This window comes from Streptomyces sp. NPDC058459 (genome assembly GCF_042721685.1).
GTDB lineage: Bacteria > Actinomycetota > Actinomycetes > Streptomycetales > Streptomycetaceae > Streptomyces.
Genome location: NZ_JBHXLV010000007.1, coordinates 1 through 13,772, shown reverse-complemented (window position 1 = coordinate 13,772; position 13,772 = coordinate 1). Strand labels below are relative to the sequence as shown.

Annotated in this window: 11 protein-coding genes; 5 read left to right on the top strand and 6 right to left on the bottom strand. The window is 72.1% G+C overall.

Going from position 1 to position 13,772, the window contains the following annotated elements:
- Positions 1-66: 66 nt before the first annotated feature.
- The 4 genes from ACFWN1_RS02875 to ACFWN1_RS02860 all read right to left on the bottom strand — a co-directional run bounded on the left by ACFWN1_RS02875 (position 67) and on the right by ACFWN1_RS02860 (position 3,647).
- A complete protein-coding gene (locus tag ACFWN1_RS02875) occupies positions 67-837 on the bottom strand; it encodes an alpha/beta fold hydrolase (protein ID WP_384357494.1) in 771 nt (256 codons plus the stop codon).
- Positions 834-1,397: an NAD(P)H-dependent oxidoreductase gene (locus ACFWN1_RS02870; RefSeq protein ID WP_384357492.1), complete on the bottom strand. Its 564-nt coding sequence runs from the start codon at positions 1,395-1,397 to the stop codon at positions 834-836. The genes ACFWN1_RS02875 and ACFWN1_RS02870 overlap by 4 nt, the downstream gene beginning before the upstream one ends.
- Positions 1,398-1,410: 13 nt before the next feature.
- Positions 1,411-2,787 (bottom strand): ABC transporter permease, encoded by a 1,377-nt coding sequence (locus tag ACFWN1_RS02865; RefSeq protein WP_384357490.1) that lies wholly within the window; start codon positions 2,785-2,787, stop codon positions 1,411-1,413.
- A 107-nt stretch (positions 2,788-2,894) separates the two neighbouring features.
- Positions 2,895-3,647, bottom strand: a complete 753-nt coding sequence (locus ACFWN1_RS02860; protein ID WP_384357488.1) for a thioesterase II family protein — start codon at positions 3,645-3,647, stop codon at positions 2,895-2,897.
- 158 nt (positions 3,648-3,805) lie between these two features.
- Between ACFWN1_RS02860 and ACFWN1_RS02855 the strand changes: the two genes are divergently transcribed.
- Positions 3,806-4,414 (top strand): TetR/AcrR family transcriptional regulator, encoded by a 609-nt coding sequence (locus tag ACFWN1_RS02855; RefSeq protein ID WP_384357486.1) that lies wholly within the window; start codon positions 3,806-3,808, stop codon positions 4,412-4,414.
- On the opposite strand, the gene ACFWN1_RS02850 is transcribed toward ACFWN1_RS02855, so the two are convergent.
- Together ACFWN1_RS02850 and ACFWN1_RS02845 are read right to left on the bottom strand one after the other, a co-directional pair.
- The gene (locus tag ACFWN1_RS02850; protein WP_384357484.1) at positions 4,374-5,393 is read right to left on the bottom strand and encodes a fatty acid desaturase family protein; all 1,020 of its coding nucleotides are present in this window, start codon (positions 5,391-5,393) and stop codon (positions 4,374-4,376) included. The two genes, ACFWN1_RS02855 and ACFWN1_RS02850, sit on opposite strands and share 41 nt — an antisense overlap.
- A gap of 35 nt (positions 5,394-5,428) precedes the next feature.
- A complete protein-coding gene (locus ACFWN1_RS02845) occupies positions 5,429-5,869 on the bottom strand; it encodes an SRPBCC family protein (RefSeq protein ID WP_384357482.1) in 441 nt (146 codons plus the stop codon).
- Between the two features lie 670 nt (positions 5,870-6,539).
- Here ACFWN1_RS02845 and ACFWN1_RS02840 point away from each other — a divergent pair.
- The 4 genes from ACFWN1_RS02840 to ACFWN1_RS02825 form a co-directional block, all read left to right on the top strand.
- Entirely contained in the window at positions 6,540-7,727 is a 1,188-nt protein-coding gene (locus ACFWN1_RS02840; protein WP_384357480.1) for an aminotransferase class I/II-fold pyridoxal phosphate-dependent enzyme, read from the top strand.
- 367 nt (positions 7,728-8,094) lie between these two features.
- A complete protein-coding gene (locus ACFWN1_RS02835) occupies positions 8,095-8,871 on the top strand; it encodes an SDR family NAD(P)-dependent oxidoreductase (RefSeq protein ID WP_384357478.1) in 777 nt (258 codons plus the stop codon).
- 51 nt (positions 8,872-8,922) lie between these two features.
- The gene (locus ACFWN1_RS02830; protein WP_384357476.1) at positions 8,923-12,033 is read left to right on the top strand and encodes an amino acid adenylation domain-containing protein; all 3,111 of its coding nucleotides are present in this window, start codon (positions 8,923-8,925) and stop codon (positions 12,031-12,033) included.
- Positions 12,026-13,772: beta-ketoacyl synthase N-terminal-like domain-containing protein (locus ACFWN1_RS02825; protein ID WP_384357474.1), on the top strand; the 1,747-nt coding region annotated here is incomplete at its 3' end. The genes ACFWN1_RS02830 and ACFWN1_RS02825, both read left to right, overlap by 8 nt.

The window sequence follows — 13,772 nt, the reverse complement described above, 5'->3', positions numbered from 1 at the left end:
GGGCCGGGACGCGGACGGGTCCCGCGCACGCGGGGAGCAAGAACGACTTGGCCTGCGCGCGCCCTCTCAGCCGGCGCGCAGCCGCGCGTGTGTGTCGCGGACCAGCTCGGCGAAGGCATCCGGGTCCCGCAGCGGGAAGAGGTGATCGCCGGGGGCATGCGTGAGGGAGGCGGGCGTGCCGCCGCCGCGCACGGCCTTCAGGAAGGCCCGTTCGTCCAGGCGGAAGAGCAGGTCACGGCGTCCGTTGACGAACCGGGTCGGGACCCGCAGGCGGGCGGCCAGGCCGAGGGCGTCCAGGCGGCGCAGCTCCCCGACGGCCTCACCGAAGGCATGCCGGGCGAAGCCGCCGGAGATGACGGCCTCGGCGCACTCGGCGGTGGCGTGGCGCAGGAAGAAGCGGGCGTTCACCCTGGCGCCGCGCTCCGCGCTCCGGCGCTCGTCGACGCGCGCGGCGGTGGCGTAGGCGAGCCCCTTCCAGCCCTGCGGGCGTGCGGTCGAACCGCACACCAGCAGTCCGCGCACATGCTCGGGGCGGGCCACCGCGTGCGCCATCGCGACGTACCCGCCCAGGGACATGCCGACGACCAGGGGCCGTCGACCGGTCACCGCGTGCGCCTCGGTGATCGCGGCGTCGAGCGCCTCGACGGCCCCGGCGAGGCTGAACGCGCGGTCGTGCAGGGTGCCGTGGCCGGGCAGATCGGGGGCGCTCACCCGGAAGCCGGGCGCGAGCCGCCGTGCGTGGGGGAGCCACATGGAGGAGGAGACACGGATACCGTGCACCATCACCACGGGGGAAGCGTTCTCGTCGCCGAACACGCGCACGCCGGGCCGGTTCACGCGACGCTCCGCCCGTCGGCCGCCTGACGGAGGGAGAGCTTCGCCGTGGCGCGCCGCAGCATGTCCGTCCTGTGGTCGAGCTGCTCGCGGGCGTGGGCGTACTGCGGAACCAGCAGAGAGCGTGCCGCGCGTTCGGTCAGGAAGCAGCCGGGGACGATGGCGGTCGCGCCCATCGAGCGCAGTACGGTGCGCAGGGCCTGGTGGAGCAGCACGCCGTGGCTGGCCATGTGCCCGGTCGCCAGCGGCAGGACGGCCTTGCCCGCGAAACCTCGCCGGGGCAGCACGTCGAGGAGGGCCTTGAGCAGGCCGGAGTACGAGGCTTTGTACACGGGGGTGGCGATGACGACCCCGTCGGCCGCGGCGAGCAGTTCCGCCGCCGCGCTCAGCCGGGGATGACCGGCGTCGCCGCGCAGCAGGGCGTCGGCGGGCAGGTCCCGCGCGGCGAGGTGACGGATCTCGTGGCCGTCGTCCGCCAGGCGGGGCACGACCTGGGTGAACAGGACGTGCTCGGTGCAGGAGTCCGGTGAGGGCGTGCCGGACATGGTCAGGAACGTGGTCATGGCGGATCTCACCTCACGATGAGGGACGGGGGAGCGGCGTCGGCGCGGGGTGTGCGGTGGGCCGGGGCGTGAGTTCGTGCTCGTGGGCCCGCCGGTAGCCGCGCCGGTCGTAGAGGTGCGAGCCCAGCAGCCCCAGCAGGACGGAGCCGAGCGCGTACGCCCCCAGCGCCAGCCACGCCGTGGTCAGCCGGGGGGTGTCACTGCCGTAGAACAGCAGGGACCTGATGCCCTCGACGGCATGACGGGCCGGCAGGAGCTGCCCCAGTGTCTCCAGGTGGGCCGGCAGGGCCTCGGGCGGGATGGCGCCGCCCGACAGGGGGATGCCGATCAGGGTGGCCACGAGGAGGGCGAGGATCTGGCCGGGGGCGCCGAGCACCGCGAACAGAGCCAGGGTCAGCAGCGTGACGGCTGCGCAGGCAAGACCGCAGAACACCACCAGCGGGCCGGGGGCCCGAGCGCCGAGGTCGATGCCGGCCAGGGCGACCCAGGCGACCACCGCGCCGCAGGCGAACCCCATGACGGCACCGATGACCGCCTTGGCGAGGAACGTGGAGGAGCGGGCGATCCCGACGACGGGGTTCAACAGCCGGCGCGGGCCGACCTCCAGGGGGATGTAGCCGAGCCGGGCATCGACGAGCATCGTCAGCAGGCTGGCCGGCAGGAGTCCGGAGATGAGCAGCGCGACGGCCAGATAGAGCGGGACGGCGCCGCCGGAGGAGGTCGAGCCGGCGGCCACGGGCTGCTGCTCCGCCGTGACCTGGACGGGGTCGTGGAGGAGGGCGAGGAAGCCGGGGGCGGCGGCCGCGCTCCCGGGCCGGGCGCCGGCGCTCGTCGGCGCGGTGGCAGCGGGGCCGGTGCCGGCCTTCCTCGCTGCCTCGGCGCGGGCGACGAGCTGGGAGCCGAGCTGGGCGGATGCCTTCGCCGCGGTCTGGCGTACGGCCCTGTCCGCCATCGAGGCCGCCATGCCGCCCACTCCCCGGTGGGTCAGCACGGTCAGTACGGGGCGTTCGGCGGAGCTGCCCGCGGCCAGCAGGGAGAGCGACTTCTCGGTGAAGTCGCGGGGGACGTCCAGCGCGGCGTAGCCGTCCTGGTGGGCCAACGCCCGCTCGGCGTCCGCCCGGTCGGCGACGACGGTCCACTCCACCCGGTCGTCCCCGGCAGCGGCGGCGGTGACGCCGCGGACCAGCCGCGCCCCGAGGTCCACCTCGGTGCCGTCCGGCGCCGTGACGCCCTGGTCCTCGGAGACGAGGACCAGGGGTAACCGGTGCAGCCGGCCCTCGGGGTCGGTGGCCGGGAGCAGATAGCTGAAGGTGCTCAGGGCTGCCAGTACACAGCCCACGACCACGACCAGCCAGGCGCCCGGCTGCTTCCAGACAGTGCTGGCTCGCACGGCGATGTCCTCTCTCGTGTTCGGGTTCGTCGTCATGACCGCTCACCGCACCGCCGTCGCACGGACCGTCGGCCGGGCGGTGCGGGCGGCACGGCGGTGTCCCCCGGTCAGCTCGTCCCGTACCTGTCGTGGGGCGGGACGGCGGCCGGCGTACGTCCCGCCGCGACCGACCGCACGAGCCCGCCCAGGAAGCGCGGCACGCTGTCGCTGTGCCAGGGGAAGAAGTGGTCGCCGGGCAGTACCTGGAGACCTCCCCACCGGCGCGCGTGCCGCTGCCACCCGGCCACCTCGTGCGCCGGGTGGACCGGGTCCTGATCCCCGGCGAACGTGTACAGCGGGACGGGGACCTCGCGGACTTCCGTCCGCCGGGCACGGCCCAGCAGACGGAAGTCCGCCTGGAGCGGGCGCAGCACCAGCGCCCGCATCCCGGGATCGGCAAGCACGGGGGAGGGGGTGGAACCCAGGCTTGCCACATGGTCCAGGAGCGCTTCGGGGTCCTCGGCGAGGGCGCGGCTCACCGCCGGCTCGACGAGGTCGGGCGGACCCATCGCGGAGATGACGAGTGCCTGCGGGGGAGTGCTCAGCCGGTCCAGCGCGTCGCACACCTCGTACGCCAGCAGGCCGCCCATGCTGTGCCCGAACACCACCAGCGGGGTTGACGGGTCGCCGAGTCGCGGCAGCAGGTCCGCGACGACGTCCTCCGCGCGGTCCAGGGGCTGTTCGGGCAGCCGGCGGCCGTGTCCGGGCAGCTCCGGGGCGATCAGCTCGCCCCCCGCCGGCAGGACGGACGCCCAGGGCCGGTAGACGTCGGCGCCGCCACCGGCGTAGGGCAGACAGACGAGTCGGACAGTCGCGTTCATGCGGTTCCCCCTGAGCGCCGAGCCGGACGCACCCGCACCGCCGTCGACAAACGCAACGCAACGGTGCGTTGCGATCCTAGGGTCCGGATAGGATTGACGCAACACAACGTTGCGTTGGCTTCTCGGCCGGTGTGGAGGCGACAGTGGTGGACGGTGTCATGGCGCGGACGTGGGCCGGGGAGCGGAGCGGCCCGCGCCGCAAGGAGGAGATCTTCGCGTCGAGTCTGGAGCTGCTGGCCGGGCAGGGCTACGACGCCTTCACCGTCGAAGGGGTGGCCCAGCGGTCCGGCGTCAACAAGACGACCATCTACCGCTGGTGGCCCTCCAAGTCGGAGCTTCTGCGCGACGCCCTGCTGCATTCCGGGACGCTCGCCTTCGACCTGCCCGACACCGGGAGCCTGACCGGTGACCTGACCGAACTGGCCGCCCGGGTCGAGGGGTTGCTCGCCGAGCCGCAGACGCGGGCGGTGGTGGAGGCCGCGCTGGTGGGCGCCGTACGCCATCCGGCCATGCGCGAGCTGGTGACCCTGTTCCTGGAGGACCGGCTCGGGCGCCATCAGCCGCTGTTCACCCGGGCCGTGGGACGGGGCGAACTGCCCGCCGGTCTCGATCCGGCCCTGCTGGTCGACGCGGTGGCCGGGGCCCTGTGGATTCGTCTGCTGGTGCGGCGCAGGCCGGTGTCGGACGACTTCACCGGGCAACTGGTCGCGCTGCTCACCGACGGGATCAGCGTGGCGCGGGAGCGCTCCGGGCGACGGCGCGGGTGACCTCGTCCAGGTGGGCGAGGACCTCGCGGTAGGAGCGGGCGGCGCCGACCTCGTAGTAGGGCAGGCCGATCTCGGCGCAGTGGTCCCGGACCAGCGGCCGGCAGCGACGCAGGTGCGGGCGCGGCATGGTGGGGAACAGGTGGTGTTCGATCTGGTAGTTGAGGCCGCCGTAGAAGAAGTCGTGCGCGCGGGTGCTCACGATGTTGCGGGAGGTCAGCACCTGGCGGGCGAGCCAGTCGGGTTCCTCGCCGTCGTGCACCGGCATGCCCTTGTGGTTGGGGGCGAAGACGCAGCCCAGGTAGACGCCGAACAGGCCCTGGTGCACCACCACGAACAGCAGGGCCGGCAGCGGGGAGAGGGTGATGAGGACCACGGCGCCGTAGGTGAGCGCGTGCACCGCGAGCAGGGCGAGTTCCAGTCGCGGGCGTCGCACCACCCCGCGCCGGATGGCGATGACCGAGCCGATGCGCAGGCCGAGCGACTCCAGGCACAGCAGCGGGAAGAACAGGCGTGCCTGGTGGCGGATGACGAAGGCGCGCAGGCGGGAGACGCCCTCGGCCTGGCGCGGGGAGAAGGCGACCACCCGGCGCAGGATGTCCGGGTCCAGGTCCACGTGGTTGGGGTGGTTGTGGTGCCGGGTGTGGTGGCTCATCCACCAGCCGTAGCTGAAGCCCAGGGCGAGATTGCCGTGCAGCAGCCCGAGGATCTCCATGGCTCTTCTGTCATGGGTGACCTGGGCATGGCCCACGTCATGGCCGAGCAGCCCGGTCTGGCCGTACGCGAAGGCGAGCAGGGCGGCGCAGGCGAGCTGCCACCACGAGTCGCCGACCAGGGCGAAAACGGTCCAGGAACCGGCCAGCAGGGCCGTGTTCGTGGCGAACTTGGCCGCGTAGTAGCCCCGGCGGGGGGTGAGCAGGCCGGCGGTGCGTATGCGCTCCCTGAGCGGTGCGAATGATCCTGCGTCCGTCGTGAGGTCCATGAGCCGCGCAGCCTCTCTGTGGGTCTGTCGGTGGGTCAGCCCGCGAGGGCCCGCTGCAGCCGGCGCAGCGTGGTGCGCATGCCGGCCAGATTGGCGGCCGCCCGCGCTTCGGGGCGGGTGCCGGTGAACACCAGGCCGAGCAGTTCGGTGACGCGAGCGCGTGGACCGGTCCGCAGGTCCCGCCAGTACTCGGTCACGCGGGTCCCCTCCCCGGCCGGTTCCAGCCGATAGCCCCACAGGGCCACGGGCAGGCCGAAGGTGCTGACCTCGAACGCGAACTCGTGGGGCGCGTCGGCCACGGTGACCTGGCAGTTCGTGAACCACACCAGCGGGCCCCTGCGGTTGAAGCCCACGAACCCGGTCCCCTCGCGCGCCGTCGTACCGCGATGCCACACCCAGAAGCACTCCGGGCTCCATTCGCCCATGTTCCGGGGGCGGGACAGTGCCGCGTAGACCTTCGTGCGGGGCGCATCCACGAGGATGCTCTCCTGTACGTTCCACTGGCGTTCCACAGGGTTCTCCCAGGTGGTTTTTGAATTTGGTTCAAGAAAACGGGAAGCCGGGCCGATCCCGGCGGCTCCCATGGCGTACCAGCGGTAATGCGACGGTTCAAGTGGAGCCTTGGACTCCCCTTCCATCGACTAATTGAAAGTCAAACCATTCACTAGAATGTCACTTGACGCGATCGGGCCGCAACTATAGCTTAGAACGAGTCGGATCGTTCTGAATCTCGCCCCAAGCGGTCGGAACCGGAGCGTTCTCGCACGTCAAAGACGTACCCACGGGGGTGGTGCGTCCAGGTAGGCGCGTGGCGACCTGTGACGCTTTCCCTCGTGATCACATCAGGGGGACATATGAACAAGATCGCGAACGCGGTCGGCAACGCGCTATGTGACATCGCATCCGTCTTTCAGCTGCTCTGGAACAGCTGGGACCGCGCCGGCCGATGAGTCCATTCCGTGCCGAATGCGCGGAACGCGATCCAGAACCTCTCTCTCACCCACCTGAAAGGTCGGCAACGGCGCCGCCGCGGGAACTCACGACCATGTCCAGCATTCTCCACATGGTCGTCCGAGAGATGGAACTGCATATTCCGCGACCTAGTTTGTCCATGCCTTCCAACGACCTTCGAAAAGGTGGACGAGAGTGAGTCTCCTCGTACAGAAATGCGTCTCCTACACACGGGCGCGCGACGCCAGGAACGCCGGTCTCTACCCCTATTTCCTCAACTTCGACGCGCGGGACGCGGGTGTCGCCCGGATGGCCGGCGGGCGTGAGGTCGTCATGTGCGGCTCCAACGACTACCTGGGGCTCAGCACCGACCCGCGGGTCATAGCCGCCGCCGCCGAGGCAGCCGCCCGGTACGGCGCCGGGTGCACCGGCTCGCGCTTCCTCAACGGCAACATCGACCTGCACGACCAGCTGGAGCGCGAACTCGCCGAATTCTTCGGCAAGCCCGCCGCGCTGCTGCTGACCACCGGTTATCAGGCCAATCTCGGAGCCATCGCGGGGCTGTGCGGACCGGGCGACCTGATCCTCATCGACAAGGAGGCCCACGCCTCACTGATCGACGCCGCCCGGCTCAGCCGCGCCAAGATCCAGTGGTTCGCGCACAACGACACCGCCGACCTCGCCGGCAAGCTGCGGCGCACCAATCACCGCGGCGGCGTGCTCGTCGTGGTGGACGGTGTCTACAGCATGGAGGGCGATCTGTGCCCGCTTCCTGAACTCGTGGACATATGCGAGGAGTTCGGCGCCACCCTGCTCGTCGACGACGCCCATGGCGCCGGTGTGCTCGACAAGGGGCGCGGCACCTGCTCCCACTTCGGTCTCACCGACCGGGTCCCGCTGATCACGCTCACCTTCTCCAAGGCCTTCGGCTCCATCGGCGGTGCCGTGCTGGGCGACGAGGAGGTCATCGACTACCTCCGCCACAACGCCCGCGCGCTGATGTTCTCCGCGAGCGCCAGCCCGGCCAACACCGCCGCCGCGCTGGAGTCCCTCCGCATCCTGCGCGACGAGCCCTGGCGGTGCACGGCGGTGGCCGACAACGCCGCGTACATGCGCCGCGAGCTGACCGCGCTGGGCTACCGGGTCGGGGACGCCGCCACTCCCATCGTGCCCGTGGACACCGGCGACGAACTGGCCACGCTGCACGCGTGGAACCTGCTGATCGAACAAGGGGTGTACGTCAACGCGGTGCTGCCTCCGGCCGCCTCACCGCGGCTGCGCACCAGCTACACGGCCGTGCAGACGCGCGAACACCTCGACCGCGCGGTGGCCGGATTCGCGGCGGTACGAGAGCGGGTGCTGGGGTTGTCCGTGGCGGCTTGAGCGTGTCCGCCGAGATGAAGCAGATGAACCAGATGAACCAGATGAACCAGATGAAGGGGCCGGGGCCCTCCGGCCGGGGACGTGCGCGCCCGTCACCGCCCCCTCCGCCTGCCGGGACCCGGCGTCCGGCGCCGCTCGGCGCGGCCTGAACTCCGCCGGAAGGGCTGAGCTGCGCGGACGACCGCAGCGCCCCACCCCGAGTGCCGGCCCGGCCGGCTCGCCGCCCCGACCGTTCCGCGCCGCGCGACGCGTCCGCCCTCGACCGAGCGGCCCCCGGACCGAACCGCCCCCTGCTCCCGTCCGTACCCCGCAGGTTCTCCACCCCTCCCACGCACCCGCCCACCCGTCACGACAGGGAGTCACCGCCATGCCCACAGCCCTCGTCACCGGAGCCACAGCCGGACTGGGCAGCGCCTTCGCCCGTCAGCTCGCGGCACGCGGCTACGACCTCGTCCTCGTGGCGCGTTCCGAGACCGATCTCAAGGAGAGCGCCGAGGACCTGCGCGAGCGGGGAGTCGACGTCGAGACCATCCCGGCCGACCTGACCAGCGACGAGGGCTGCGGCGCGGTCGTAGAGCGCCTCGGGGCCGCGCCCGCCGTCGATCTGCTCGTCAACAACGCCGGCATCGGCCACGAACGGCCCTTCCTGGCGAACGGCATCGCTGCCGAGGAGCGCCTGCTCGACCTCAACGTCCGAGCCGTCCTGCGACTGACGGACGCCGCCCTGACCGCGATGACCGAGCGCCGTGCCGGAGCCGTCCTCAACGTGGCCAGCGTCGCCGGACTCGGTCCGGCCTGGCTCAGCTCCACCTACCCGGCCAGCAAGGCGTGGATTCTCGCCTTCACCGAGTCCCTCGCCTCCTCGCACCAGGTCACATCGGCCGGAGTGCGGATGACGGCCCTGCTGCCCGGCTACACCCGTACGGAGTTCCACCAGCGCGCGGGAATCCCCACCAGCTTCCCGCCCCCCTGGTTGTGGCTCAGCGCCGACGACGTGGTCCGTACCGCCCTGAAGGATCTTGAGAAGGGCACGGTCGTCAGCATCCCGAGCCTCCGCTACAAGGTCGCCGCGTGGGGCCTGCGCCATCTGCCCCGCAGGACCGCGCGCGCCTTCGCCTGGGACCTCAGCAAGCCGGCTCACTGACAGCCCGCGAACGATCCACCGACGTAGAGACGTACGAAGAGAGAGACCCGCATGACTGAGTGCCGCTCGGCGCGGCCGGCCACTCCGGCGCAGCTGAAGCTCTACACCCACACCCAGCTCTTCACCAACAACGCCGCCTTCAACCTGGCCGGCGCCTACCGGATCACCGGGGGCGTCGACATCGACCGGCTGCGCGGCGCGCTCGCCCGGCTCGGCCGCGGTGTCCGCGCTCTCGGCACCGTCTTCGAACAACACGAAGGTCAGGTGCTCGCCGTACACCGGCCCGGACCCGAGCCCCGTGCCGAGGACATCCCGCTGATCAGGCTCAGCGGGGACCAGCGCGAGGAGGTCGCCCGGCTCCTGGCCGAGCGCGCCGACACCCCGTTGCCGCCGGACGCCCCCGCGCAGTACCACTTCACGCTCTACCAGGACGACCACGCCGTCTACGCGGCCCTGCTGTTCTCGCACATCGTCATGGACGGCTACTCGTACTTCAACTTCATCGCGGAGCTGGAGCGGCTGTACGCCGACCCGGACGCCGAACTCTCGCCGGCCACCCAGGACGACCCCTCCGACCTGGTCGGCCCGCTCCCGCCGCGGCCCGACGCGGTGGCCTTCTTCCGCAAGCAGCTGGAGCATGTCACCACCTTCGGCGACGACCGTCTCCGGGGCCGCCGCGCCCCGGACGGCGGCCTGCCCGGCGAGGAGCGGCGCCTGCGTCTGGACGCCCTCACCAGCGACCGCATCCGGCAGCAGGCCAAGGAGCTGGGCTGCACGCCGTTCTCCTACTTCCTCGCCGCCTACCTGGTGGCCTACGCCCGCTGCACCGGCGGCCGCCGGCTGGTCACCGGGCTGCCCCTGGCGGGCCGGCGCGGACTGCGCCAGCGGCAGGCGTTCGGCTACTTTGTGAACACCCTCCCGCTGGCCGTCGACCTCACCGAGCACGACACCTTCGCCGACCTGTGCCGCTCCGTACAGGCGACGACGACCGGCATGCTGCGCCACCAGAACTTCGACCTCGCCGCCGCGGCCCGCGAGGTCTGCCCCGGGGCGGTCGGCGGCATCCTCAGCACCGACAGCACCTTCACCTACTACAAGGAGCCCCTCCAGCCGCGCCTCGCGGGCTGCGAGGTGGAGTGGCTCATCCAGCCCCGCCGACTCGTCAAGTACCCGCTGTCCATGAACGTGGAGGACTTCGGCCGCTCCTTCACCGTCAACGTCGAGTGCTCGCACGAGCAGTGGGCCACCGATCCGCTGTCCGTGATGCGCACCGTCCTCGACAGCGTCCGGGACGATCCCGGCATCGCCGTCACCGCCATCCCGGCCCTCTCCCCTCAGGCCGGGGCCGAACTCGACCACCTGGTCAACCCGCACACGGCGCGCCCGGCGTATCCGGTCGACCGGTCGCTGGACGCCTGGTTCACCAAGATCGCGCAGCGGCTCCCCGGCCGCACGGCCGTCACCGCGGGCGGGGACCGGCTGACGTACGCCGAACTCGACGAGCTGTCCGACCGGATCGCCGCCCGGCTCGCCCGGGAGGTGCCCGGACAGCATGTGGGCATCGCCATGCGCCGGGGCACTGCGCTGATCGCCGTGATCCTCGGTGTCCTCAAGGCCCGCAAGACCTACGTACCGCTGGACCCCGGCTCGCCCGCCGCGCGCGTCGAACAGATCCTGCGCAGCTTCCCCGAAGGACTGCCCGTCGTCGAGGACGAGGCGCGCTGGCACGACCTCGGCACCGCGGCCCTCGTGGCCCACGACCTCCTCGCCTCCGGCCCGGCCGGACCGGCGCCGCGGCAGCCGGCGGACCCGGACGCCGACGCGTACGTCATCTTCACCTCCGGGTCCACCGGACGCCCCAAGGGCGTCCAGGTCACCCACCGCAACGTGATGCGGCTGATGCGCTCGGCCGAGGAGCGCTTCAGCTTCGGGCCGTGCGACGTGTGGAGCCTGTTCCACTCGTACGCCTTCGACTTCTCCGTCTGGGAGATCTTCGGGGCGCTGCTGTACGGCGGACGGCTGGCCGTCGTCCCCGAGACCGTCGCCAAGTCACCGGACTCCTTCCGCGACTTCCTCGTGCGCGAGCAGGTCACGGTCCTCAACCAGACGCCGTCCGCCTTCGGCCAGCTCGTGAAGGTGCTGCGCCCCGAGGACCGTGACGCCGTCGCCCTGCGCTACGTCGTGCTGGGCGGCGAGGCGCTGCGGTACGCGGCCCTTCAGCCCTGGTTCGCACTCATGGGGCGGCACACCCGGCTGATCAACATGTACGGCATCACCGAGACGACCGTGCACGTCACCTACCACCTGGTCACCGAGCAGGACGCTCAGTACGAGACGGCCTCCGCCATCGGGCGGCCGCTGTCCGACCTGACGGTGCGTGTCGTCGACGAGGACGGACACCTGTGCCCGCCGGACGTGCCGGGCGAGATGGTCGTCGGCGGCGCCGGTGTCACCCGCGGCTACCTCGCGCGTCCCGAGCTGACCGCCGAGCGCTTCCCGGTGCGGGACGGCGCGGTCGTCTACCGCTCCGGGGACCTCGGCCTGGTCCGCCGTGACGGCACCCTGGTGCACCTCGGGCGCATCGACAAGCAGGTCCAGCTACGGGGCTTCCGGATCGAGCTGGGCGAGATCGAGTCGGCACTGCTGTCGCTGCCCGGCGCCCACGAATGCGCGGTGCGCCTCGACGAACGGGACGCCGACCATCCCGCCCTCGTCGCCTTCCTCGCCGGTCGCGGCCTGCCCGGCGACGCCGAGTTGCGTGCCGTGCTGCGCCGGCTGCTGCCGTCGTACATGATGCCGTCACGCGTCGTCAGGGTGGACGCGCTGGCGCTGACCGTCAACGGCAAGGTGGACGAACGGGCCCTGCCCTGGCCGCCGTCGGCCACCGACGCCCCGCCGAGGCCGGCCGCGGCACCTGACACCGCCTCCACCGCCTCCATCGTCGAGGACGTCTGGCGCGGCGTGCTGCCCGCGGCGACGTTCGGGCCCGACGACAACTTCTTCGACATCGGCGGCTCGTCCATGCATGTGGTCGAGGTGCACCGGCGGCTGCGGGACCGGCTGGGGGTCGACGGCCTGGAAATGATCGAACTCTTCACGCACACCACCACGCGGCAGCTCGCCGCCCACATCGACGCCATACGGGGGACCACACATGCCTGACCGTCCTGATCCGTTCACCGGCCCGATCGCCGTCGTCGGCATGGCCGGCCGGTTCCCGGGCGCCGCGAGCGTGCCCGAGCTGTGGGAGCTGCTCCTGTCCGGACGCGAGGCCGTGAGGCGCTTCTCCGCCGAGGAGATGACGGCCGCCGGACTGAGCCCGGCGGAGGTGGACGCGCCCACGCGCGTGCCCTACGGCGCCGACCTCGCGGACGCCGACCTCTTCGACGCGGACTTCTTCGGCGTCACCCCGCGCGAGGCGCGCCTCATGGACCCGCAGCAGCGGGTCTTCCTCACCTGCGCCTGGGAGGCCGCCGAGGACGCGGGCCTGGTCACCGGGGGCGGGGCGAACGTCGCCGTGTACGCGGCCGGCAGCCTCTCCACGTACCTGCTCTTCAACGTCCTGCGCTCCGCGGAGCGGGCGGACGCCGCGCTGACGTACCCGGTCCTGCTCGGCAACGACAAGGACTTCCTGGCCACCCGCGTCGCCTACAAGCTCGGCCTGCGCGGCCCCGCCATGACGGTGCAGACTGCCTGCTCCAGCTCCCTGACCGCGGTGCACCTGGCCTGCCGGGCCCTGAACGACGGCGAGGTGGATGCGGCGCTTGCGGGGGGCGTGAGCATCTCCTTCCCACAGGCCACCGGTTACGACTACCAGGAGGGCGGCATCCTCTCCCGGGACGGGCACTGCCGGGTCTTCGACGCGGAGTCGTCCGGCACGATCAAGGGCAACGGCTGCGGGGTCGTCGTCCTCAAGCGGCTGGCCGACGCCCGACGTGACGGTGACCGCGTCTACGCCGTCATCCGGGGCAGCGCCCTCAACAACGACGGCTCGGCGAAGATCGGGTTCACCGCGCCGGGCACGGCGGGACAGCAGGCCGTGATCCGCAAGGCGACCGCGATCTCCCAGGTCCCGGTCGGCGACATCGGCTACATCGAGACGCACGGCACCGGCACGGCGGTCGGCGACCCGCTGGAGCTGAGTTCGCTCGCCGCCGCGCACCGCGCGGCCGGTACGCCGGCCGAGGGCACCCTCATCGGCAGTCTCAAGGCCAACCTCGGTCATCTGGACGCCGCCGCGGGGGTCACCGGACTGATCAAGGCGGCGCTCGTGCTGCACCACCAGACGGTGCCGCCGCAGATCAACCTCGACGAGCCCAACCCGTTCCTGCGGCTGGACCGGCTGCCGTACGAGGTGCCGCGCGCCGCTGTCCACTTCGACGCCGAGCCGCTGCGGGCCGCCGCGGTGAGCTCGTTCGGGATCGGGGGGACGAACGCGCACTGTGTCCTGGCGCAGGCGCCCGCCGCCCTGCCCGACGACGAGGACCACCCGGCGACGCCGTACCCGATCGTCCTCTCCGCGCGCGACGCCGACGCCCTCAGCGACCTCGCCCGCCGGCTGCTGGTCCACCTCGACGAGCACCCCGGTATCCGGCTCCCGGACCTCGCGTACACCCTGTTCGCGGGCCGCAGCCGGCAGCCGGTGGCGCACACGTTCACCGCCGGGGACCTCGCCGAAGTGCGGGCGGGACTCCACGCGCTGATCGCGGACGGCTCCAACGGGCGGCTTCCGGCCGACGGCACCCCGGTCCCGTTCGCCCGCAAGGTCTCCCTGCCGGGCCACCCCCTGCGCCCCCAGCGCCACTGGATCGAGCCGGACATCCCCCGGCCCGTCCAGGAGCAGCCGTCCACCGAGCGGCTGCCGGGCGCACCGGTGCCGGTGTCCGCCACCACCGTGGCGG